The organism is Arthrobacter sp. FW306-06-A (assembly GCF_021870055.1).
Taxonomy (GTDB): Bacteria; Actinomycetota; Actinomycetes; order Actinomycetales; family Micrococcaceae; genus Arthrobacter.
The window spans coordinates 1-22,898 of sequence record NZ_CP084554.1 but is presented as its reverse complement, the minus strand read 5'-3'; the positions used below and the strand labels follow the sequence as shown (position 1 = coordinate 22,898).

Annotated in this window: 22 protein-coding genes; 8 read left to right on the top strand and 14 right to left on the bottom strand. The window is 62.5% G+C overall.

All coding sequences use genetic code 11. The features are described from left to right. Positions 1–95 precede the first annotated feature (95 nt). Complete coding sequence (locus LFT49_RS21900; RefSeq protein WP_237430691.1) at positions 96–1,328, bottom strand: ATP-binding protein; 1,233 nt, start codon at positions 1,326–1,328, stop codon at positions 96–98. A gap of 384 nt (positions 1,329–1,712) precedes the next feature. Here LFT49_RS21900 and LFT49_RS21895 point away from each other — a divergent pair, with 384 nt between their 5' ends. Continuing rightward, a complete protein-coding gene (locus tag LFT49_RS21895; protein ID WP_237430690.1) occupies positions 1,713–2,036 on the top strand; it encodes a hypothetical protein in 324 nt (107 codons plus the stop codon). Between the two features lie 82 nt (positions 2,037–2,118). Here the strand turns inward: LFT49_RS21895 and LFT49_RS21890 are convergent, their stop codons facing one another. Further along, positions 2,119–2,421 carry a DUF4193 domain-containing protein gene (locus tag LFT49_RS21890; RefSeq protein ID WP_237430689.1) on the bottom strand — a complete coding sequence of 101 codons (303 nt, stop codon included), beginning with the start codon at positions 2,419–2,421 and terminating at the stop codon, positions 2,119–2,121. Between the two features lie 242 nt (positions 2,422–2,663). After that, positions 2,664–3,905: a UPF0158 family protein gene (locus LFT49_RS21885; protein ID WP_237430688.1), complete on the bottom strand. Its 1,242-nt coding sequence runs from the start codon at positions 3,903–3,905 to the stop codon at positions 2,664–2,666. A gap of 190 nt (positions 3,906–4,095) precedes the next feature. Here LFT49_RS21885 and LFT49_RS21880 point away from each other — a divergent pair, with 190 nt between their 5' ends. Together LFT49_RS21880 and LFT49_RS21875 are read left to right on the top strand one after the other, a co-directional pair. Next, the gene (locus tag LFT49_RS21880) at positions 4,096–4,767 is read left to right on the top strand and encodes a hypothetical protein (protein ID WP_237430687.1); all 672 of its coding nucleotides are present in this window, start codon (positions 4,096–4,098) and stop codon (positions 4,765–4,767) included. A gap of 94 nt (positions 4,768–4,861) precedes the next feature. Then, positions 4,862–5,080, top strand: coding sequence for a hypothetical protein (locus LFT49_RS21875; protein WP_237430686.1), 219 nt, complete (start codon positions 4,862–4,864; stop codon positions 5,078–5,080). Positions 5,081–5,192: 112 nt separating this feature from the next. Here the strand turns inward: LFT49_RS21875 and LFT49_RS21870 are convergent, their stop codons facing one another. Genes LFT49_RS21870 through mobC form a run of 3 tightly spaced genes read right to left on the bottom strand, consistent with a single transcriptional unit; the run spans position 5,193 to position 7,971 of the window. Further along, positions 5,193–5,951, bottom strand: a complete 759-nt coding sequence (locus tag LFT49_RS21870; protein ID WP_237430685.1) for a hypothetical protein — start codon at positions 5,949–5,951, stop codon at positions 5,193–5,195. 9 nt (positions 5,952–5,960) lie between these two features. Next, complete coding sequence (locus tag LFT49_RS21865; RefSeq protein ID WP_237430684.1) at positions 5,961–7,565, bottom strand: relaxase/mobilization nuclease domain-containing protein; 1,605 nt, start codon at positions 7,563–7,565, stop codon at positions 5,961–5,963. A gap of 7 nt (positions 7,566–7,572) precedes the next feature. Then, a complete protein-coding gene (mobC, locus tag LFT49_RS21860; protein WP_237430683.1) occupies positions 7,573–7,971 on the bottom strand; it encodes a plasmid mobilization relaxosome protein MobC in 399 nt (132 codons plus the stop codon). Positions 7,972–8,218: 247 nt separating this feature from the next. Between mobC and LFT49_RS21855 the strand changes: the two genes are divergently transcribed. The 4 genes from LFT49_RS21855 (at position 8,219) to LFT49_RS21840 (ending at position 11,979) form a co-directional block, all read left to right on the top strand. Further along, entirely contained in the window at positions 8,219–8,527 is a 309-nt protein-coding gene (locus tag LFT49_RS21855; protein ID WP_237430682.1) for a hypothetical protein, read from the top strand. An 883-nt stretch (positions 8,528–9,410) separates the two neighbouring features. Continuing rightward, entirely contained in the window at positions 9,411–10,247 is an 837-nt protein-coding gene (locus LFT49_RS21850; RefSeq protein WP_237430681.1) for a hypothetical protein, read from the top strand. A 135-nt stretch (positions 10,248–10,382) separates the two neighbouring features. Continuing rightward, on the top strand, positions 10,383–11,528 hold the full coding sequence (locus tag LFT49_RS21845) for a hypothetical protein (protein ID WP_237430680.1): 1,146 nt from the start codon (positions 10,383–10,385) through the stop codon (positions 11,526–11,528). A gap of 157 nt (positions 11,529–11,685) precedes the next feature. Beyond that, entirely contained in the window at positions 11,686–11,979 is a 294-nt protein-coding gene (locus LFT49_RS21840) for a hypothetical protein (protein ID WP_237430679.1), read from the top strand. Positions 11,980–12,002: 23 nt separating this feature from the next. Here the strand turns inward: LFT49_RS21840 and LFT49_RS21835 are convergent, their stop codons facing one another. The 4 genes from LFT49_RS21835 to dprA form a co-directional block, all read right to left on the bottom strand. Beyond that, the gene (locus LFT49_RS21835; RefSeq protein WP_237430678.1) at positions 12,003–14,288 is read right to left on the bottom strand and encodes a tyrosine-type recombinase/integrase; all 2,286 of its coding nucleotides are present in this window, start codon (positions 14,286–14,288) and stop codon (positions 12,003–12,005) included. Positions 14,289–14,314: 26 nt separating this feature from the next. Further along, a complete protein-coding gene (locus LFT49_RS21830) occupies positions 14,315–15,532 on the bottom strand; it encodes a tyrosine-type recombinase/integrase (RefSeq protein WP_237430677.1) in 1,218 nt (405 codons plus the stop codon). A 115-nt stretch (positions 15,533–15,647) separates the two neighbouring features. Next, entirely contained in the window at positions 15,648–17,000 is a 1,353-nt protein-coding gene (locus LFT49_RS21825) for a ParB/RepB/Spo0J family partition protein (protein ID WP_237430676.1), read from the bottom strand. Positions 17,001–17,614: 614 nt separating this feature from the next. After that, positions 17,615–18,538, bottom strand: coding sequence for a DNA-processing protein DprA (gene dprA / locus LFT49_RS21820; protein ID WP_237430675.1), 924 nt, complete (start codon positions 18,536–18,538; stop codon positions 17,615–17,617). Between the two features lie 506 nt (positions 18,539–19,044). Here dprA and LFT49_RS21815 point away from each other — a divergent pair. Further along, the gene (locus tag LFT49_RS21815) at positions 19,045–19,257 is read left to right on the top strand and encodes a hypothetical protein (protein WP_237430674.1); all 213 of its coding nucleotides are present in this window, start codon (positions 19,045–19,047) and stop codon (positions 19,255–19,257) included. An 85-nt stretch (positions 19,258–19,342) separates the two neighbouring features. On the opposite strand, the gene LFT49_RS21810 is transcribed toward LFT49_RS21815, so the two are convergent. The 4 genes from LFT49_RS21810 to LFT49_RS21795 all read right to left on the bottom strand — a co-directional run bounded on the left by LFT49_RS21810 (position 19,343) and on the right by LFT49_RS21795 (position 22,104). Further along, positions 19,343–19,492 carry a hypothetical protein gene (locus LFT49_RS21810; RefSeq protein WP_171059156.1) on the bottom strand — a complete coding sequence of 50 codons (150 nt, stop codon included), beginning with the start codon at positions 19,490–19,492 and terminating at the stop codon, positions 19,343–19,345. Between the two features lie 191 nt (positions 19,493–19,683). Further along, positions 19,684–20,667 carry a DUF4192 family protein gene (locus LFT49_RS21805; protein ID WP_237430673.1) on the bottom strand — a complete coding sequence of 328 codons (984 nt, stop codon included), beginning with the start codon at positions 20,665–20,667 and terminating at the stop codon, positions 19,684–19,686. 659 nt (positions 20,668–21,326) lie between these two features. Then, positions 21,327–21,602, bottom strand: coding sequence for a hypothetical protein (locus tag LFT49_RS21800; protein ID WP_237430672.1), 276 nt, complete (start codon positions 21,600–21,602; stop codon positions 21,327–21,329). 73 nt (positions 21,603–21,675) lie between these two features. Beyond that, positions 21,676–22,104 carry a hypothetical protein gene (locus tag LFT49_RS21795; RefSeq protein ID WP_237430671.1) on the bottom strand — a complete coding sequence of 143 codons (429 nt, stop codon included), beginning with the start codon at positions 22,102–22,104 and terminating at the stop codon, positions 21,676–21,678. Positions 22,105–22,898: the final 794 nt, after the last annotated feature.

The window sequence follows — 22,898 nt, the reverse complement described above, 5'->3', positions numbered from 1 at the left end:
AGCATTTCCGGGTTCGTTCTTCCTGGAATTCGCCGGTCGTTCAACAGGCTGCAGAGGACGCAAACTGCAGACCCTTGCCGGCCCCGCGCATCCGATCACCCGGCTTTTTTGGACTTGGCGCGGCGCTTTTGGACCGGGGGGACGTCGAGATATGGCACGGCCCGCAGCATGAACCGGTCAAAGTGCGGCACGGTGAAGCCCGCGTAGCCGTGGGCGGGCGTATAGAGCAGGCCCATGTTGATCAGCTCGGATCGCGTGGGGGCCAGCTGCGTGGACTCACGTCCCATGACAGCGGCGACGTCGGCAGCCTTTTGGGATTCGGGGCCCAGCTGTGCCATCGCGCGCATGTAGGCGATCTGCAGCTGGGTGGCCCTGTCAAGCCGGACGCGGAAGAACGAGGAATCAAGTTTTGCCTCGTAGGCGTCCTTGGCATCCTCAACATCTTCCAGGGTGATGGTGTCGCCGTCCGCGACTGCCCACACCTGGTACCCCAGTTCCTGCACGAAGTACGGGTAGCCTTCCGTGAGGTCGAACGCCCTGACCAGTGCATCGTCCTCGAAGTGCACGTCTTCGATGTGCGCCGGCTCGGCCAGTGCCTTCTTGGCATCTTCGAAATCCAGGGAGCCGAGTTTCGGGAACTTGAAGAGCCGCTCGGCGTAGGATTTTGCGTCGCCGGCAAGCTCGGCGATCTGGGGCAACCCTGCACCGACGAACGTGACCGGGAGTTTTCTCTGCACCGATTTGTGGATCGCTTGGATGACGGCTTCGAGTTGTGATTGGCTCAGGAACTGGACCTCGTCGAACAGCAGTACCAGGCCTGTTCCATGTTCCCTGGCGGCTTCGCCGATCGACACCAGGACGTCCGTCAGGTCCAGGGTAAGACTGCCGTGATCGGCGAATCCTTCGGCGGCGTCGACATCGAGTGACAGGGTCGGGATACCCGAGGAAGGATCGATGGAAAGGCTGAAGGACTGCAGGACCTGGGCAGCCCTCCGTGCTTTGTCTCCCCACTTGGCCCGTGGTGAAATCTGGTAGAGCGCCGCCCGCAGCTGCGAGTAGATCGTCCTGCGGAAGTGGTCGTCATCGTGTTTGCTGGCCTCGAGCTCCAGCACCTTCCATCTGAACTCTTCGGCTATCTGACGGAATTCCCCCAGCAATACGGTTTTGCCCACACCGCGAAGGCCGGTGACGATCATGGACTGATTGGTGCGGCCCTTGTCGAGCCGCCGCAGGAGGATCCGGAAGTCCTCAAGGAGATCGTCACGGCCGATGACTATCTCCGGTGTCGCGCCGGCGTTCGGAGTGTAGGGGTTGTTCACTGGATCCATGCCACGAATCTTACAAGATTTACTTGACTTTATTGATTTGTAATAAAGTAGGTATTTTGCAATAAAGTCAGGGACCGGGCTCGAAGCTTGTCCCATGCCGTGCACCCTGGCTTCAGCGAGTCCTCGGGTTGTCCTGACAGAATCCTTGGTTCCGTGGTTCAGCGGCCGGATGGAAGCCTGAGGATGCTTTTCACGCGTGGGAAAATCCCAAAACTCAACCAGGCCCGGGCAGGCGCTGATCAAACAGCCGCCCAAAGAGGCTGGCCCCGCTCCTTGGTGGAACAGGTTCCTCCACTGGTGTTGCGTGCATCACATTTGGTCTATGGTTATTCGGGGTCGCCACAGCGTCGTGGCGCCCACCATAGAGCGGAGAGAATGTTCGTGATGGCAGACAAGCTTCGGGTGCTGGTCCGGGTGGACCTCGACTGTGCAAAGGCTCAGGTTGCCGCGCAGGGTCATGTGACATCTAAAAGTGTGCACGGCCTGTATGCAGTGATGAAGCGCGCCAACTCGCTCACCGCGGGCATGGCCCTGGAGCTTGATATGACCCGGGCCCGGATCGAGCCCGATGCGCTGGAAGAACTCCGGGCCTGCTCGAGGTCCAACCATCTGCCGGCCTGCGTCGATCCGCTCCAGTCCGACTACAGGCTGAGCATCCTCGCCCCTGAGACCGCGGTCCTGGCAGCAACGGCTACCCAGGCAGCCTGACCGGCAACAACCAACTCCTCACATCAGGGCCAAAAATCCATGATGAACCACCCCGGTCACTGCGTCTTGAGGAATGGGTGCCCTACCCCTCGCATTCACTGCAGTACGAGTGGCCGTTGCTTTCGCGGGCGAGTTGGGACCGGTGCCGGACGAGGAAACAGGAGTGGCAGGTGAACTCGTCCGCGGCCTGGGGAATGACCTGAACGATGAGTTCCTCGGCAACGATTTCTCCCCCGGGGGTCAGGCCCTCATCGAGTGCGTCCGCTTCGTCCAGTTCAGTGACGACGCTGCGGGCATCCGGGGCATTCGCAGACTGCAAAGCCTCCAGGGAACGGTCCTGGGATTCCTTGACGTCGGAACGGACTTCGTCGTAATCGGCTGCCACTTTAGGTGATTCTCATTTCTGACGTTTACTGCGCGGTTCTTCTGACGAGACAGCAACGTACACCACTGCGCCGCTGTTCCCATCTCAGAGGACCGAAAGATGTTAGTGTGCCGCTTTCTGCCGCGGACGGCATTCGTGCAGTCGTAGCGCCCATCGCCAGAGCAATATGCCGCCGCCTGGATCGTGCATGTGGCGGGTGATGAGGTCTTCCGCTGGCGCTGATCGGGCCGGCTCGTTAGCCATTAGCCAACGCGGATGCCATTGTCAGCGAGGAACTCGCGGGCACGGCCCATCTGCCGGTCGGTGGAGAAGGTGTGCCACTGTTCGGCCAGGTTCTCGCTGTAGACGAGGTCGCGGAACCGGCTGAAGGCGCCTTTGCCTCCGATCGCCCGCTCCAGCCGCTCCCGGAGGGCCGCATCGTGCTGCCGCTCGGCGAAGGCCTCCATGTCCTGCCAGCCGTCCCGCGAACCGGCGCGGTTGAGCCGAAGCCAGCGGTCCGGTTCCTCCTCAACGTCGATGGCGGCGTCCTCCCCGACCATCATCGGGTCAGTGGCGGTCTCGTCGTACACCTGCCCGGTGCGCAGGTCGAGGTATCCGCCGGTCGACAGGTCGGGATCCCCTTCCAGCACCATGCTGAGCATCTCGAGGTCTACCGGCACCAGCCGGCCTGTCAGCGGCACGCGGCGCAGACCGGCCAGCAGGTCCTCGGCCAGCACCTGGTCACCATCGCCGCCGCGCCACGTCAGCCGGTTGATGACCGACAGTGCCACCGGCTCGGCCTCCTGGCGACTGCGCTCCAGCGCCATCGGTATGCCGGCGCCCACCTGTTGGAGCGCGTCATCAATGTCCCGTCCCGTCACCGCTGCGAGGAAGCGGGCCGCATCTTCCGCCGCGATGGCTTCACGCAGCTCGGAGAGGTCGAGCGCCGGTATCTGCACTGATGCGGGCCAGGCGTGCAGCAGCATCGGATGCGGCTGGCCCGGTTTTTCCGGCGCCCGGCTCTCCCTGTCGTCGGTAGCCCATCGGCGCCCGTACTGGTCGGGGATGCTGCCCCAGCCCCAGTACGGCAGAGGAAGATCAGGGCGGACGCCCAATACCTCCAGCGGGTCGACCTTCACCTCCCCGACCACGCACCGGTGTATCCAGGCGTCACCGAGGTCGAACGTGAACTGAAACTCTGCCCCCGGCTCCAGCGTCCGGACGACCTTGGCAGCAGCAATGTCAGTTGGTGCGATGATCGGCCCGCGGATCGATCCGGTCATCTCGGCTCCCGTCTCTTCATCAGTGATGACCCGGCCGTCGGCCAAGGTGAACAGTGACAGGTGCGAGCGGTCCCACCGGGCGAAGGCATCGTTGATGGCATCGGCGAGATTCAGGAAGGTGTGTGAGGGTCCGACCGCGAAGATACGCCCGGGCCACGGCCATAGCTCCTGACCACGCCCACCGAGTAGTTCCACCGTCACCGATAACCAGGTTCGTGCCATATCCCAAGAATGACACGCACCACGGCCGTTCCGTCGCCGCGTTACTGCATGGTCCCGGACGCCCTATCCGTTGTCTTCCGCCCGTCGTATTTATTAGCTACCGCGATAGCATCTGCTGGATGGACAAGGTGCAATCTTGGTCAGGGGCCGCTCCCCATCCCGACCGCGCGGCTAAGGCGTCGGTATCCGCATGAGGCTCGTGACGACTGACGTCATCGCGGGCTTGCCGGCCCCGGCAGCCAGGGAGTTCCTGCGCCGGATCAGGTTCGCAGACTTCGATGAGGAGTGGGCCTTGTTCCTGCTCTCGTCTCTTGGCGCGTCCGGCCCGCATTCGACCCTTCTGGGCTTTGAAGACGCGGGGTACATCGAGCGGGCCGAGTACTCCCACGGCAGCCAACGGTGGTGGAGATCAACAACGCTCGGCAATGCCCTCGCCATGGCCAGCTTCGGGAAACCGATCACCCGCAAGACAGCGGACCGGCTGGTCGCGGAACTAATCGAGCGGGCCAAAGCGTACAACGCCGATCCGACCAAACCCTGCTTCGTGCAGCGCTTGAGGATCTTCGGCAGCTACCTCGATACAGCGGTGGATCCTCTCGGCGACGTGGACGTGGAACTTGTCCTTGGCCAGCGCACCACGGATCCGCAGGAGATTCTGAGATACGGCACCGCCAGCGGGCGCTCGTTTTCGACCTTCACTGATCATCTGCTGTGGCCAGGCAGGGAAGCCGTACTCATCCTGAAGAACCGCTCCACGGCCATCAACATCACTTTGGAAGATATTGATGAACTCACAGACAAGGCCAAAATCATCTACTCCATGGCAACCGATGAAACGTGTCCCCCTCCCCCGCCCTCGTAACAACAGCCGCCGCCTCACGGCGGGCCATGTCGCTGAGCCGCCGGCCTGCGTGTCAGCTGGACCCGCCCCGTCCGTCACCCGCTACCGTGAAGGCATGTCGAGAGGACGCATGGAGAGCACGGCGGCGGCTGCGCCCCTGCTGGCAGGCCAAACGTCGATCGATGACGTCCTCGAGCAGCCGTACGACCTGACTCCCCAACTCCCCTTCCATTGGGCCGTTCTTGTCGCGGGCCAGCGTCTCCACGCTGCCCGAAACTCTCCAACAGCCACGACCTCTCCTCCGAACGCGGAAGCCGGGAACGACGACGCCTGACGCCACACTGACCGCCGTGTTGATGGAGTCCGACCACCACCACGAAATCAGTATTTCGAGTAGGCATCCCGGGGCCAACTCAATGGACGAGGAGCGCTGGGAAACAGAAGTCCTAGCGTTCGAGCCCACCCCGTTCCAGTGTCTTTTCCTTGCCGCCCGGTTTGGTCATCTTCGAGGTTTTGGCGAGAGACGGCTTTTGAGCCACGGCTGCCGTCGGCGGCGTGCCCTGGTGTTTGTCGGCCAGGAGACGGGAGTTGACGGCTTCGCGGTCGCCTTTGCCTTCAAGGCTCTCTTCAAGTTGCTGGCGCCGCTCCGGGGAGTCGTAACCCGGTTCGTCCTGTGTCTTTTGTGCTGCCTTGTCCTGCCCGTTGGCGCCAGCCACCGCGGCTCCGGCCACCGCTTCATCGGTGCGTGCAGCTGAGGCTTTGGTCCGTTCGTTGTCGGTTTCGGTACGTGCTTGCTGTGCCCGGGTGAGGGCGGCGGAAACGGACGCTTCATCCGCGCCTGTGTTGTTGATGTCGATGCCGTACCGTGCCTGTACCTGACCGCGGATGTGGTCGGATGCCTGGGCCGCTTCGGGGTCGTATGCCTTCCAGGCGGTAGCTGTCTGGTGGGCTTGTTCGATCATTTGGGGGGTGGCTTTGTCCCACCAGTCATCCCTGGCAGTGGGTGCGAGCTGGGCGCGCGCGCCTGCGCGTTGGGCGTCAAAGCGCTCCTGAAGCTGGCGTGCGCGTTGTTCCTCGGCGGCGGCGATGGTGCGTTGTTCTTCTTCCCGCATTCGAGCCAGTTGCTCGCCGATGCGTGCGGCGACCATTAGCCCGGTGCGCATTGCACCGTCTACTGCTTCGTCCATTCCGTCTGCTTCGCTCATGCTCTTCCCCTATCGCTCGATGCCTGGTTTCGGATGGTGGTCTCGGTGTGGTTCCTGCGGGCCGGCAGGTCCGGCCTGTTGCAGTGTTTTTTCTGCCCTGGTGAGTGTCGTCGGGATGGGTGAGCCGCCGCGGGTCCGTTCGGCGATGAGCCGTGCCCGGAGGGCTTCTTCGCTGGCTCCCGGGTGCTGTTCCCGCAGTGCTTCCATGGTGAGGGGCTGCGCCTTGATGGTCTGTGTTGTGGCGCTGGCTTCAACGGCTTTGCTGGCAGCGGTTACGGCTGCGGCGAGGCCTCTGACGCGGCGGAGGTCGTCGGTGGCCTTGTGCATGTCGTGGATGGCCCGGGCGGTCTGGGCGAGCTGCCGGAACATCAGGGCGTAGGCTGCGCGTTCGCTCTTTGAGGTGGCCGCCAGCAGGATCATTGTCGCGCCGCGTGCTGACGGCAGGGCGACCGCCGGCCGTTTCGGGTAGCGGCGGAGTTGGGCTGATTTGGACAGCTCTCGTGCGGCGTCTGCCAGTGGTCCGGGGGTGGGTTCGATGCGCTTGGACCATGCACCGAAGGCGGCGGATGTTTCGCGGGCGGCCTGCGCCCAGGCGGCGTGGTCATTGTGCGGGGTGGTTGCCAGTTTCTCGCGAAGAGTTCTGACGTTGTTGGCGTACTTGCTCCACAGTTCAGCGGAGGGCTGCAGCATCTCCCTGCCCGGTGTGACGGGCCGGCGGTTGCGGGCTGCTGCGTTCCATTCCGCGACGGCCGCGGTTGCTGATTCGGGGGTGCTTGACCATTCGCTGCGGAGCTTAGGGAGGGCAAGGTCGCGGCCCAGGGAGTTACCGCCGAACCAGACGGCCCGCTCCCCCTTGCTTGGCCGTTCGGCAACGGAGTATCCCGTCACGACGTCGGTTCGGCCGGCAGCGTAGCGGGGCCGCACGAGCAGCCCTTCCTGGCGGGCGCGGCGAACGAACTCTGCTTCGTCCGTTGATGCCGTCGCGCAAGTGCGGACCTTGCGGGCGAGGCTGTGGCGTTCGACCTCGGGCAGTCCCTGGCGGATGGCTTTGGCCTGTTCCGCGGGGGTGTATCCGCGTTCGGCGCGGACCGCTTCGAGTTCGGTGAGTCCGTACTTTTTCTCCAGTGCCCGGGCGACCTGTTGGGACTTGTACTTGCTCTTCCAGCTGTTCCATTTGGTGCCGTCGTCGCGGACCATGCTGGCCACGATGTGGATGTGGTCGTTGCCGTTCTTGCTCAGCCCGTGGCGGACGGCAACCCACCGGGCCGGGGCCTTTCCGCCGTCCTCGGTGAAGTCCATGTCCTTCATGAAGTCATTGGCGATGGCGCCCCACTGCTCGTCAGTGAGCTGCCCTTCTTCGGCCGCCAAGCTCAGGGAGCAGTGGAAGACGTGGCCGCCATCGACCTCCGTTTTGTAGAACTGCTTGGCACGGTCCAAGGCGTTGGCGATATCCAGGGCCGCGTCGCGGTTCAGTTCGTTGTCGTCGTGCCACGCCATGAGCGCGGCGTCACCGGCAACGAGGTGCGGTTCCTCGTGTTCGTTGGCACGTCCCGGGCCCGCGAGGTAGATCATCAGGCCCGCCATGCGGTCGCCCTGGGTGATGTTGGGAATCACGGCAGGATCACCGGCCGGCCATGTCAGCGAGCTGGCGGTCGATGCGGATGATGACGCTCTTGGCGTGCGCAATAGCGGGTGCCGCATCCGGTGGTACTTCCCCTGTTGAGTTGGCGTGCCGGGCGATCTGGTTGATGTTGTTAGCGACGGACCCGATCAGGCGCTGCAGGTTCGAAAGCTGCATGAACTGATCACGCCGCTCCGAAGGGCTTTCGCTGTCCTCGTTCAGCGCAGCCTCTATGAGAAGCCGTGGGATCGTGACGCGGTGCTTCTCCGCCAGGGCCAGCAGCTGCGCCTCTTCTTCCGGGCTTACCTTGACCTCATGACGGTGCATCCTGCCCCCGTCCACGTTCGCGCGGCGGCGGCGGCGGGACTTCCAACCGGCGAAGCCGTTACCCTCACTCATCTTTTCCGCCCCTCCCCTACCTTGCCAGCGCAGCGACCCGGAAACCCCGGGACCAGACACCAGTCTGCCGCGACCGGAACGCAGTTCCCGGGAACGACACGAACTTAGCCCGGCTAAGTTCCCAGCTTGCTCCGCCGCAGTCGGCTCCTGCTCCTTTTGTGCCTTTGGTGCTTTGCTGGTCTGGAAGTGGCACGCCGCTGCGCGTCGTTGCCGGAAAGGCGGGTCGCCCTGTGGTTACGGTGGGGGCATGCCAACCATTGATATTGAACAGACCCGCAATCAGGCCCGCGCCCTTCTGGACTCGCGTATCGAGTCCGTCACGAACCTGGTCAAGGCCAGGCAGCGCATCACTGACCTGCGCGAGCAGCTCACCGACGCCGAGCGTGAAGACAAGCGCGCCTACGTTCGCGCCACCAAAGACGGGTGGAGCCCGGAGGAGCTGAAGAAGCTCGGTCTGGAGTCCGGCGCCGCCACCCGTCGCCGGAAGCCGGCCACCACTCGTACTTCGGGCGACAATTCCCCGTCTTCTGACGGCGGGGTTACCGCGGCCGAGTAAGCTTGCCCCTCGCCCACATGTGCACGGCAAAAGCCCAACCGCTCCGCTGCTTTTCCCGCACCCAAGTGGACGACGGGACCCATCGGACCACCTGCACACAACCACCACGGCACCTCATGTGCCCACATCGCCCTTAGGCGAGCGGTGGCTGTGCACAGCCTCTGTTGAGTGCGGGGTCGGGACGGGGCAGTTTGCCCTGGGCCAAACCTCGCCGCTGCCGTCCCAGCTCCTGAACGTGGGCGAGGTCTTTTGCAGCCCGGAGCACACATGGTTAAGGCTCCGCACCAGTTGGGTGCGGAGCCTTTTGCTGTCTCTGCAGTGACGTGTCTAAATCTTTGCCGCAACGCGTGCGATCTGCCTGGTTGTGCGCGGCGGGTGTGGTTAAACAAAGACAGGCCGGCTGGAGGGTCGGCCTGTCTTCGCTCCTCGGACAAAGGAGATCTTGCAAACTCAGCGTAGCTGAGCGTGTTTCCGTGAACCCAGTTGCGCGGGGAAACCCCCGCTGTTTGTGACAGCGCGGCACCTGGTGCGGGCATGGGGTAGTCGCGTCGAACGGCGGTCCGCCGCTGGTGAGTGGCTGCTGTGGTTCGCCCTGGGCGGCGGACCGCCCGACGTCTGGAAGGCTCCGTGCCCTGGTGTGGTGAGTTTGGTGGTGGCCTTGCCGGGCGGTGCGACAGATGACGCCCGGCAAGGCGGTACCAGTTTAGGCGGCGTCGGCCTCGGCTGGCTTGCCGCTGTCGAGGATGATCTGCTCAGTCTCACTGGCGGTGTACCTTCTCCGGACTAACGGTCGTCGTCAACGGATCGGGAACGTCTTCTGTGGGTACGTGATGTCGTGGAAGCAATCAGCCTAGATTCGTCTAGGGTCCGGCAGACTTGTCCAGTGGATGAACTGAAGACGCCAAGTCTGAACAAGAGGCAGCGGCTAAAGATGTGGTTGGTGACACGTACCCACCTTGAATACGCGCTGGGAGCTCTAGTCATTGGGCTGACGGCTCTGGTGGTGGTCCTTCTGTTTGCTCTCAATGGCGAGTCGGCACCGCTTGAGACTGTGTGGGGAAACGTAGCGGAGTGGGCCGGTGTCGTCGTGACTTTCTGTGGTTTTGTCGGAGCAATTGCTGCACTTCGGATACAAAGTAGGGCTGTCGAAATCCAGCATGAACAGCGGCAAGAAGAGGTGCAAGAGAAATCAGACGCTGCGGTTGCAAGACAGGCTCGGGCAAAGGCTGAGGTCATGCGACAGATGGAGCAAGAGACACAGCGTTTGAGGGCGGAACACGAGAAGTACGCTCGCTTAGTCGATCTCGAAGTGACCGCAGCGCATCAGCGTCCCGATCCTGGACATGCGCGCTCAAGCGATGGCCACCTCGCGTTGAAGGTGAGGGCACACTTTCATCAGTCGAATGAACCAATGTCGTTAGGCCCATACCAGGACGCTCGACTCCTCGTCCCTGATATGACTGAGCTGGACGGTATGGAAGAGTCAATCTCGAGAGCCGAGGAAGCGAAAGTAGGCGCCGCCGGATTTCGCTATGACCTTGTATGGAGGGTCACCGGTGACGGTCCCTTTAGCGGCGACGATGTTGCAGCCCTGCAATGGCTGACTCCGAAGGTAGGTGTCGAGTTTACGGATCCAAAAGGCGTCCGCTGGCGAATCAACGGGGACAAGACGTTGGAGCAGCTGACCGTCAGAGAAGTATCTGACGTGATTCGCAAGTAGCCACAACAGTTGCGCGTGTGACTCGGCGGGCTGGCTAGTTTCGACCAAATTTTGGCGACTTCTGCGGCATCGCATTGGAGGGCCTTGACGACCCGCGCTTCCAATATTGTCGGGATCATAAAGCAGAATGAATAAATGATTCAGGAAGTACGGCGCATGTCTCCCCTGGAGGAACTACGAGCTGAAGCGAGCCGACCGATCGAGGCCGCCACTAGTCCTCCTGACGCAAGCCAGTCGGTTCAGTCTGCTTTCTTGCCCTCCTATCGCTCGGTGCTGGCTTTTTCCCACGGGTTTCCTCAGCTGACCGGCTTGAGTAGGACGTTATTTGGCGAAGGCTACAGATCACCGCTGCACGATTTTGCCAAGTCCGTCCAGGGAACGGCCCTCGAAAGCTTCCGCTCCGCCTTCGGCGCAGCCTACAAATCACCACTGGAAGACTTCGCCCAATCCATCCAAGGAACTGCCCTCCATAGCTTCCGCTCCGCCTTCGGCGCAGCCTACAAATCACCACTGGAAGACTTCGCCCAATCCATCCAAGGAACTGCCCTCCATAGCTTCCGCTCCGCCTACATGTCCCCGCTGCAGGGTTTCTCCAAGGCATACCCGGGCTTTGCCCTCCAAAATTTCCTCAAGCCTGCCTTGGAACCAACCAAGTTTTCTGTGGCTAGCGTTTCGGACTCCGCTGTCAGGCCGTTAGTCGAATCGGTGCTCAATGGGCGCAATTCCCCGGTCTCCTCAGTGGCAAGGACTTTTGCGAACGTATCCAAGCTTCCTTGGGGGCGCAATTTTTATACCAACATCGTGGATAGCCCGAGCATTGCTCTGTCAATGAGAAGTCTTTTCGAACAAGCCACTCGTGAGCAGCTCAAAGAAACCTCGATTGACGAGGAGTTTGCAGAACTTGCCCGATCACTTGACGAAGAAGGATTTGCCCAGAAGAACCACGATGTTCTGGATGAGATGACTTCCGATGAGGAACTCCTCACCAGCGTTTCCGCCTACTGGAATCTGTCTGTCAGTTTGCAGAACCGACAGGACCGAGTTGCCCTCGCGGTGCTAACTGGTTTCACCCTCTTTCTGTTGAGCTTGGGGGGTCTTTTGGTGAATCCCGTTTTGGTCGGTGCCCTACTCACCGCGGGTGGGATTGGTGTTGGTGGGGCGAAGCTGACCGTGCGGTGGTCCGAAAAGGCGACCCAGAAGATCGAGCAGATGAACCAGGGCTCAGCCTTAAAACCCTCGAATCGAGACTACTGGCAGACCAGGGTGGTACGCCGCCCTTGACTGGTTCCCGGCCGTCCCACATGATGTTTTCCCTTTCACCAGGGCATCTTGTCCCCCCAACAGCTCCATCAACCAGCAAGCCCGACCTTGTCGGGCTTCGCTTAACGTGCTTAGGTGATTATCGATGGCACGAGTTGCTCATGTTGGGGGAAATGAGATGACTACAAACGCGAAGTCGCTGCTGTACCGGCGCACCTTATGGGCGGGAATCATCGTTGGTGTAGTCGGTCTTTTGATCATGCTGTTCTCAAACATGTTCATGCAGTCCATCGGCACCTATACGTTCAACGGTGCGAACGGATTCTTCTATGCCTTGACGCAACTCTATGTACTGGCGGCGCAGGGTTGCCTGCCGTTTTCTGCAGGCCTCATTTCGGCTGCCTTGGTGATGCGGTATTTGGCCTTGTCTTCGCTGTCTTCGGAGCAGAAAAAGGCGGATACCTCACCGTAGGGCTTGATGCGGATAAATCTCTTTCAGGCCGAGGGGATGCCCGGCATACCGAGGGACACCTTCCGGGCCATCTGGTTCAGTTTTTCCTTTGCCGCTTGGAGACTGATTTCTATGCCTTCGAGTTCGCCTAGCCATCCGCGCTGTTCAGCTTCCAATTTCCGGTCCTGAAGGGCTCCTATAAGTTCTTCCATGCGGGGCCGTTGTGCAGGGTCGGGGCGGAGCACTGGGCACCGGATGCAAGCGTGTTCGTGGATGCAGGGTGTTCCGTAGGCCCTTCCGCAGTTGCCCAATTCGACCTTTCTCTTTTTGAAGTGTTCGTGAAACTCACTTATCTCCGCTTCCGTGGGTTCCAGGTAGTCGTCGTGTGGACGTAGAGCTCTACGCCTATCGAGGAAGCTGCGGAAATGCCGAAGGGTCTCCTCATCGTGAATCGCTGCATAGCCTTGGGTTGTGGAGATGTTTTGATGGCCCATGAGCTTGGCGAGGATGTGTATGGGCAGCCCCGCAGACAAGGCTGATGTGGCGAACAACCTGCGGAAGTCGTGCGGAGTGAACTTGTAGTCGTCCCCATTATCATCTTTGATGCCGGCCCTCCGTACGGCTTCCTTGATGGCGATCCGGACCCAGGATGGTGACATGGTTCGCCGTTCACTTCCGGTGCGTAACTGGAACAGGTGCGGGAGCGGCGGGCTGTAGATGCGCTCTGCGCCGTCGTAGCGGACGGCCAACGGCACACGTCCGTCAACGGCGGCAATCCGCCTCTTCACGAGTGCGAAGACGTGTGCAAGTTCCGGAGAGATGAGAAGGATTCGTTCCCTGTCGGTCTTTGACGGGACGATCTGAAGAAGGGGAAGCGCCTCCCTGGTTTCTGGCAACCGGTAAATCGAGAATGCGTGAGTGGTGATCTCGACCAACTCCTCGATTCGCACTCCTGTCTCGTTCAGGGTGTTGATCACCGCCCAACTCCAGAAACAGTTGTCCTCGTGTTGAGTGAGGTCAAAGCGACGTTCATAGCGTCCGCCAGTGACCCAGACTCGGCCTGAGCCTCGCGGCGCATTTATTGTTCGCCGTCTCAGCTCGACGCGGCGGTAGGTGATGCCTTGATGTTCGAATTCCTGGCCTTGCTCAGCCTCTGCTCCTGCAGCCAGTAGCGCTTGAGCATCTTTGAGTTGCTCGGCGGTGCTGGTCAGCAACTTCGGCAGAATCGGGCTCAGATCCCGGATTCTTTGGTGAATTCGGGCTTGGGTCCGACGCTTATGCTTGTTGGCCCCAGAGGTGTCTTCGCGTGTCAGGAATGAAGGGGCGGCCCATTGAGCCCAGTAGGCGTCGTCGGTGGCCCAGGACGCGATGTCCAGGTAAAGGCCTCTGACGATGAACAGCGTGCGGTGTTTGGTTGAGATGGATCCATGTGTAAATCGGCTGAGCCAGGCCCGGCCTTCTTCAAAGCCGATACGCAGACTGTTGGCGTCGGGGTTGTGAGCTTCAATATCGAGCCAGAAGTTCTTGACCAGTTCGTAGACCATCCACCGAAGGGTGGAGTAGTCCACCGAGGGTTCTCTGATCTGGAGATAGCGCACCAGCATGTCCCTTACCGGTTGGCTTCGGACTCCGTAGGAGTCGACCATCTCGGGGACGGAAGGCCGCCTGCCGGCGACCGCCTGTAATAGTCCTGGTGTGGTGGAGTCGAAGATCCTCAGATCTTTCAGCGCGGCCCAGGCATAGGTGAGCCCGTCCGGTGTCTTGCCTCGCTCGATCTGGTAATCCCGGAATCCCAGTAGATGTTCAGGTCGTAGCTCCTGCAAGTGCGCGCCGGTGTGGGCCAGTACTTTCGTCATGACCGTGAGGCCGTTTTCGATGTTTGACGGTCGCACCTGCAGCCCTAGCCCATGTTCGGTCATCTGAGTGAAGAAGTCCGGATGCCTGTTCAAGCGAATACGGCGGAGCCTTGGTGATCCTTCTCGAAGCCAGGTGTAACTGGGGCGGATCACGTCCATCGCTATGAGGTCTGCGATTCCGTTCGCGGATTCGAAGGCTGCCCGGTTAAGGTAGATCCCTTTCCACGGGCTGCCGAGCCGGTCTTTCCAGTCACGGCCAGGATCTTGGCAGCCGGCGTTTTCCCACCGCTGCTGCCATGTCTGGCCCTCGAATTCACTCAACGCCTTCAGAATGACCCTGACGCCCCGGACAGTAACCGCATCGGCGCCAGTGAGGCCTTTGGCGCGTTCAATCAGCTCGTCCTGGGCTATCGAGGAGAGACGTGGAATACAGCTTTGCGGGTCGGCTTCCGGCGTTGGAGGTGCGGTGGGCACAGGGGATGAGGGGACGTAATCGCGAACTATTGCCACTGGCTGCCTCCAAAAAGCTCGGTCATGTCTGCAGCCGCGTACGGCGACGGCCGATCAGGAGGGGTCCCGGGGCTCCTCTTCGCTGCCGCACGCGAGACGAAATGCTGATTCACCCGTTCAATGACTTCGTCCTCGCGGAGCCGTAAGTAGTTCTCGGTTGTGGTGATGTGGACGTGTCCGAGGACCGCCTGGATATCCCTGAGGGAGACGTTCGGATCTCGCGCCATGCGAACAGCGGCTGTGTGGCGAAAGTCGTGGAGGGCCCAGTTAGCACCCAGAACAGAATTCACACGCCGAAGAATGCCCCTGGCGGCTTCGTAGTTGAGCGGCCGGTAGGGCTTTCGTAAAGTCCACCAGGCGGCGGCCCCTGGCCGGATGAGATCTTCAGGCAACGTTTCCTGGTAAAGCCGAAACCACGTGAAGGCCTCGTTAGACGCGGGGATCCGCTGGACCGCTCCGGAGCCCTTGCGCACGACCGAGATGCATTGTTGCCCCACGTCGACCATGCCGTTGGTTAGTCCGACAAGCTCCGAGGGTCTGGCGGCGCTGGAGACGTAGAAGGCGACCAAGGCTCTGTCCCTGTCCGTCCTGAGCTTGGTGAACAGGTCTTGGAAGGCCTTGTCGGGTATGGATCGCGGCGCCTGGACGGGGACCTTTTGGCGGTAGTCAGCTCGAGGTCCTTGTCGGTATTCATCTTCTGGGTTGTGGTGCGCCCCAAAACGTCCGTAATGGCCCGTCCGCTCTGGCACTGGATTCCGCAGTGGCCCGGTCAATGCTCTTCGGTGGAAGTCATAGAACGCGAAGAGCACTGACAGGTTGTGGTTGATAGTTCGTGGCGAGTATTGGGCGCTCAAATAGGGCTTGCCCGATACTTCGTTTACAGCTGGCACAGGCCGCCGTGGCCGCGCCGGCGTCTTCGTCGATGCCCGAAGCATTGCCACGAATTCCTGTACGTCATCGCGGGTCACGCGGTGCCATTCCTTGCCGGAACCCCATAGAAAGCGGAACCACCTCAAAAGGTCCCGCGCATAAGACTCCACACTCGATGAGCTCATCCCCCGCGCCCAGAAGTCCTGCAAATACCGTTCCACACTGGGCACGCGCGCATCATCACGGTCCAACATTTCCCAATACGGAGATGCAGGCAAGGCCCTAACCCTGCCAAGGGAGGGGAGGTCACCCACGATGCCCTGATTCTGAATACCCATACTGCAGCCTCCATTGGCCCAGTCGTCCGAGGTCAGCAACCTCAGGGTCTGATAGATCCTTACTTCACGAGGATCATGCTGCCGCGGAGCACTGACATTTCATCACCTCCGGGCTTCATTTCTTAGTCCTTCGTGATCGGTTTGCGTACGCCAGTGAGGGGACGCCCGCCTTAGTCCGGTCAACATATCCCCACGTGACCAGTTGCTTCAGGTAGTCCCGGTGGGTCTGGCTCGGGGACCGCCACGAGTCCTTGGCGATCGTCTTTTCATACCCTGCGCACACCAGCGCGATCAGGGAAAACTCCGGACGCGTCGTCGTCTTGCCGACGTGGTCACGGAGCGGGTTCCACGCCCAGGCGTTGGACTCTTCGACCTTCGCCCCGACCATCACAGCCGCCACCTTCCCGTCATAGCCGCTGGCCGTTTCAGAGTGGTGGGTGATGGCGTGCACGGTGAAGTACTGCCAGCCCTTCGGGGCCTGCTTACGCGCCAGCAAACTCTTCACGAACTCGCGCCTTACCGTAGTAGCCGCAACCATCGCCTTGTTTCTCTCTATCAGCGTTTTGCGTTCGGCCTTCTGCTCGTCGGTCATCGGGCCTGTCTGTGCTTGGCGGCCGCCGTCGTAGCGCTCGTACTTCGGGGTGAAGCCCAGTTCCTTCCAACCTGTGATGGCCGGTTTAGCGTTGGGCTGGCCCCGGTAGTCGGTGCTGATCACGTAGGCGTTGGCGTCCTCGTCGGTGGCCGGTTCCCCGTCTGCCCGGTTGGCCGCTGAGACGTACAAATTCTCGTCGTCGGCATAGTGTCCGGCGTCCTCGACAATGGTTTTGCCTTGGGCTTCCAGTTCCTCGATCAGCGCGGCGAGGGCGGCGGCGCTTTCGCGCTTGTCCCGCAGCAGTTGGGCGACGTGAAGGAGCTGGTCCGGTTCGTCCATGATGACGGACTCTAATTCCTCCGTCGCCTCCTGGTTCCCTTCAAACTCGGCCATGATCAACGCTTCCTCGATGCTCCATCCTTTGCCTAGGGCGGCCGCTCCGGCATCGGAGGACTTGGCCTTCAATGCGCTTTCCACAGTGGTCTTCGTGCGTCCGGTTTTCTTCGCGATGGCGGCCACCGAAACACCAATCAAAGACAGCTGGTGGTAGGCCTCGGCCTCGTCCGCTTCGGTGAGTTCGGCGCGCTGGATGTTCTCCACCACCTGCGTCACGATGCGTTCAGCCTCTTCCGGGCTGTCGATGATCATCACCGGGATGAGGGGCCGTTCGGCTTCGACGGCGGCGCGGGTGCGGCGCTGGCCCATCAGCACATGCACGGTACCGTCGTCCTTGCGGTGGGCGATCACCGGTTCCATCACGCCGTGTTCCTTGATGCTGGCAATGAAATCCGGAGTCAGGGCGGCGTCCTTGCGGACGTTCACGTCCACGGTCAGGGTAGCCGGGTCGAGCATTTCAAGCGTGGGTGTTGCAGTCATGAATGTATGTCCTTCTTGTCCGAGAAGTAGGGTGGGTGGGGCGGCTATGGTGACCGGCCAGCTCCCCTGCTCCCCCCGTTGTTTTTTGGTTGCTGGCAAGCTTGCTTGCTCGGCGGCCGACGGAAGCCTGTCTACCCGGCAGGGCAAGGGCAGAAAAATCTTGCGGGATTCGAGCGTGCGAGGATCCCTGGCTAAAGAATTTTCGGACCGCAGGCCCTGGTGGAGCCTGCGGAACCGGGGCTAGACAGGCTGGAGCGGACGCCTAGAATCCGCAGGACAGCAACCAGAAAACGCTTGTAAACAAACAGGTGATGACGGGCCGGAGCTCTGCGACGGACCGGCAGCACCCAACAGCCGGCCGCGCCAGCGGACGCCCGATCAACTGGTTGAAGCGCAGCGCAAACCAGTGCGAGCCCTGCGAGCATGCCCGTCCCCTGGGCCACCGGATCCGCCCGGGCCGGCCCATCTGTCAGGCTGGCCGCCGACACCAGGTGACCCGTCCGGGGCTGTTGGCGGGAACGGCGGTCCGCCGCCGGCGACCACCAACCCAGGCCAGCCAGGGGCGGCGGACCGCCCGCGGTGACCGGCCCCGAAAGGCCGGCCACCCTTCGGGCCTAGCTGGCGAGCAGTTCGGTCAGTTCGGCCGCGTCGGTCACCAGCGCGGCGGTTCCTTCCTTCAGGAGCCGGTGGCATCCTGCCGAGTTGGCGCTGTGCACGCTGCCCGGAACTGCTGCGACGTGCCGGGCGATGGTTTCGGCGTGGTGCGCGGTGTTCAGCGCACCGGAGCGCCAGCGGGCTTCCACAACACACGTCACTCCGGCCAGCGCCGCAATGATGCGGCCTCTTTGCAAAAAACGGGCCCTAGTAGGCGCGGCTCCTGGGGGCAGCTCCGAGAGCGTCAGGCCGTTGGCGCGGATCGCTGCCGCGAGGTCCGCGTTCCCGGACGGGTAGTCCCGGTCAAGGCCTCCGGCCAGCACCGCGATGGTGGCCGGTCCGTCGCCCTGGCTTCCGGCCAGCGCGGCGCGGTGGGCGTGCGCGTCGATGCCGTAGGCAAGCCCGGAGATCACGCAGATTCCTCGCTGCGCCAGCCCATAGGCGATGTCGCCGGTGACGGCCGCGCCGTAGCTGGTGCTGTCCCGTGAACCGGTCAGCGCCGTGCACCGGGACGGTGCCGGGATCCCTTTCCCGATGTCGCCCCGGTACCAAAGCCCGTAGGGTGCGTCGGGCAGGTCGTCCAGCCCTGTCGGCCAGTGCTCATCGCCCGGGATCAGGAAACCGCCGCCCAGCCGCTCGATGGTGGCCAGATCAGCCTCTGCCGCGTGGGTGTCGAGCTCGCGGGGGTGCGGCGCCCAGCGGCTCAGGCCGTCGGCCAGTTCCTCGGCCGTGACGTCCCAGAACGGGAACACCGGGCGTGCTCCAAGGGCCATCCTGTAGGCGGCGTGTGCACCATGACGGGCAACAAGGGCGCGGGCTACAAGGTCAGTCGGTGCGAACATCCTGGTCAGCGCGGCGCGTGCGATGCGGTTTTCGTCAGTCATTGGTGTTGTTCCTTCTTGTCCGAGAAGTGGGGTGGGTGGGGCGGCTCGTGGTGACCGGCCAGCTCCCCTGCTCCCCCCGTTGTTTTTTGGTTGCTGGCAAGCTTGCTTGCTCGGCGGCCGACGGAGGCCTGTCTACCCGTCAGGGCAAGGGCAGAAAAATCTTGCGGGATCCGAGCGTGCGAGGATCCCTGGCTAAAGAATTTTCGGACCGCAGGCCCCGGTGGAGCCTGCGGAACCGGGGCTAGACGGGCTGGAGCGGACGCCTAGAATCCGCAGGACAGCAACCAGAAAACGCTTGTAAACAACAGGGCCAGGGTGTCCGGAGCTCTGCGACGGCGCACCCTGGACCCAACAGCCGGCCGCGCCAGCGGACGCCCATTCTCTGGTTGAAGCGCAGCGCAAACCAGTGCGAGCCCTGCGAGCATTCCCTTCCCCGCGCCACCGATCCGCCCGAGCCGGCCACTCCCCTATCGCTTACGCTTTCCTGCCCTGCTTAGGGTGGGGGCATGACTGATCCGGCGCCGCGCCCGAGCCGCCCTCACAGGATGCTGCGGATCCTGGCTGTGGTCTTCACGGTTGCCGCAGCCGGATCGCTGGTGCTGGTGGCCGTGGACCTGGCCATCGGCCGGCCTGCTTCGGGCGATGTTTTCATCGCGTTCCTCAACAGTGTGGCGGCCGTGACGTTGTGGCGATGGAGATCTGAAAACGAGCGGACATGACGAAAGGCCGGCACGTAGGCCGGCCTTTCGCGGTTTTTCCTCGGACAAAGGAAATCTGTGGTGCAGCGTCCTTGCTGCCTGGGTGCTAGAAGTTGTGGTGTTCCCGGGCGTGGCCAACGTCGATGGGCCCTGTCTTGTCGCCGGCGGTGAGCAGCTGCAGCTCGAGGATGTCTTCGGCCAGGCTGGCGTCGGCAGCCGGCTGGTCGTCCTCGGTCAGGATGTATTCGTGTCCCAAAGTGCGTGCCCTCCCGTTTGTGATGCTTCATGCCCACTGTAGTCCGGGATCCTGCATGTTTTCTGGGTGTGGGCTCCGCCCGCGTCAGCGTGACCGGCGGCCGGAGGAGCGAATGCGGGGGAGGCCGCCCCGCCACCGGAAAGGCCGGGTCGGATCCCTCAAGGGTGATCCGTCCCGGCCTCTGGTGGCTCTTAGATCAGGCGGCGGTTGTAGGACATGTGCTCGTTGCGGGCGACGTCGGCGATGTGGCCGTTGTTGATCAGTTCCCGCAGCAGCACCGCGAGCCGGAAGTCGGATACGTCCTCGGCTGCGAGTTTCAGGTAGCGGTCGGCCTGGCTTCCGTGGCCCTTGAGCCACTCCAGCCAGCCCATCAGGGTCAGCATGGGCGCCCGCTGTCCTGCCGGGACGACCTTCATCAGCTCGAAAGCGATAGCCTCGGCGCGGTCCACGCGTGCCCAGTCGGGACGGGCGGTGAATTTTCCGGTCAGCACGTCTCCGAAGCTGCCGTTGTGGGTGGTGATGGTGTCCCGGAACAGGTAGTCACGGAGGTGCCGGTGCTGGAATGCTGCCGCCAGTGCACGGGCGGTTTCGGTGTCAGGCATTCCGTCTGCGTCCAGGACAGCCTGCCACGTCGTGCAGGCCATTTCGAGGTCCTCGAAGGTCCCCTCGGGTGCTTCCACCGGAAGTGCCCACCTGCCCAGCAACGCCGGGTTGTACACGTCGATGTCCGTCGCTGAGCCGAAGTAGGTCAGCGTCGCGTTGGCCTGGCTGTCCTTAATAGCGTCCAGCGGGTTCCTCTCCGCGGTGCCGTAGGTTCCCCAGTGGGCGCTGGTGACCAGCAGAACCTGCCGCACAGGCATCCGTGCCGTCGCCAGCTCGATGCTCAACGCCGCGACGTGCTCCGCATAGGGGAATGGGCCGTCCCCGCCGGTTTCGTCGGTGTAGACGATGACGTAGCTGGCCGTGGCCTTCTCATCATTGGCGGCGTAGGTGGTCATCATCTGCGCGTAGTCCAGCGGCGCGGACGCGGCCGGGGCGTCCATCCGCAAGGTTGCGCCCAAGGTGTTCCCGCGTGCCGTGAGCACCACGAAGGATTCCTTCGGGCGGTTGCCCAGCAGGTGCGGGACGATGGCGATCAGGTCAGCGGGACCGGTGATGGTCAGTTTTTCAGTCATGGTGGTGTTCCTTCTTGTCCGAGAAGTGGGGTGGGTGGGGCGGCTATGGTGACCGGCCAGCTCCCCTGCTCCCCCCGTTGTTTTTTGGTTGCTGGCAAGCTTGCTTGCTCGGCGGCCGACGGAAGCCTGTCTACCCGGCAGGGCAAGGGCAGAAAAATCTTGCGGGATTCGAGCGTGCGAGGATCCCTGGCTAAAGAATTTTCGGACCGCAGGCCCTGGTGGAGCCTGCGGAACCGGGGCTAGACAGGCTGGAGCGGACGCCTAGAATCCGCAGGACAGCAACCAGAAAACGCTTGTAAACAAACAGGTGATGACGGGCCGGAGCTCTGCGACGGACCGGCAGCACCCAACAGCCGGCCGCGCCAGCGGACGCCCGATCAACTGGTTGAAGCGCAGCGCAAACCAGTGCGAGCCCTGCGAGCATGCCCGTCCCCTGGGCCACCGGATCCGCCCGGGCCGGCCCATCTGTCAGGCTGGCCGCCGACACCAGGTGATCCGTCCGGGGCTGTTGGCGGGAACGGCGGTCCGCCGCCGGCGACCACCAACCCGAGCCAGCCAGGGGCGGCGGACCGCCCGCGCACCTTGGGCAGGTACAGGCAGCACTGACGAGGACTCACTTACTCATTTGAGTATTTGAGCAAATGAGTCCCCGTGCGGCCTTAGGTCATTGTGGGCCGGTGCTCCGGTGAGAACAGGACGGCCACGAGTTCGTTGTGCCAGTCCAGCGCTGCGTACCGCCGGGTCACGTCCAGCAACCCAGGATCGACGCGGGCATCGCTGGTCACCGCTTCAGCCATGCCGCGGACGTGCGCGGCGAGGTCTTTCGCGGCGGCCGCGCTGTAGGTGACTGGGGATTTTTCAACGAGCTTGGCGAGGGTTTCGAGGAACACCACGGTCTGCGCGGTGTTTTCAGTGATGCGGCTGTTTTCGGTCATGGTGCTTGTCCTTCGGTGACGATGGCCGGGCCTTGCCGGGCGGGGCTTTCCCGCCCGGCAAGGGTTCCGGTGGTTAGGCGGCGTGGACGGCGTAGGGCATGCGGTACCGGCTGGGCAGTTCGGCGGCGGCTTCGGGGAGGTCGTCCGGGCCGTGAGCCTGTCCGTTCTTCCAGTGGAAGAACGCCTGTTCGCTGATCGCGTCCCAGAACCTGGCCTTAGTCCGGTAGTACGTGCAGGTCACGTCGCCCTCGCAGTACGTGGCCATGCCAAACAGGTTGCCGATGGCATCGGCGGTGCGGATCCCGGCGACCATGACGTAGGGCCACTGGCCCAGGTCCCAGCCCTCGTGCCCCCAGCTGGGGATCACGGCCCAGCCGTGTTCGCCGATGAGTTCCATCCAGTCGTAGCCGCCGTTCATGTGGTAATCCCCGAGGACGGTCACGCCGTCGATGGTCTCGCCAGTGTCGGCGGTGGTCACGGTCTTGGTGGTGATTGCGTTCATTGGGTGGTGTTCCTTCTTGTCCGAGAAGTGGGGTGGGTGGGGCGGCTCGTGGTGACCGGCCAGCTCCCCTGCTCCCCCCGTTGTTTTTTGGTTGCTGGCAAGCTTGCTTGCTCGGCGGCCGACGGAAGCCTGTCTACCCGGCAGGGCAAGGGCAGAAAAATCTTGCGGGATTCGAGCGTGCGAGGATCCCTGGCTAAAGAATTTTCGGACCGCAGGCCCTGGTGGAGCCTGCGGAACCGGGGCTAGACAGGCTGGAGCGGACGCCTAGAATCCGCAGGACAGCAACCAGAAAAAGCTTGTAAACAAACAGGTGATGACGGGCCGGAGCTCTGCGACGGACCGGCAGCACCCAACAGCCGGCCGCGCCAGCGGACGCCGATTCTCTGGTTGAAGCGCAGCGGAAACCAGGCTTTTGCGGCATTAAACTTGTACTGCCCCCGTCACCGGCCGTTCCCCCCAGTTGGCCGGTGACGGCAGGGCTTAGACCTCCAAATAAGCCAGTTGATGTGTCATGCTCGAAGACGTAAGCAGCAGGATGTTTACCAGCAGAGGGCCCGCATTCCTTGGAATGCGGGCCCTCTGTCTTGGTCAAAGGGGATTCGCCGGTATTGATACGGTGGAAGGGTCCCGCCAGGGCAGGTCGTCCCCCCAATGCGCCCCACCTTGGCGGGTCATTCATTCCATCAAGTAGGGGGTTTAGGCGTGGGTCTGAGGAGCTTGTTCGGCAGACGTCAGAGAGGGGCCGGTGCGATTGCTGCTCCGATCGTGGCGAGCGAGCCGGCGGCGGAAGAGCC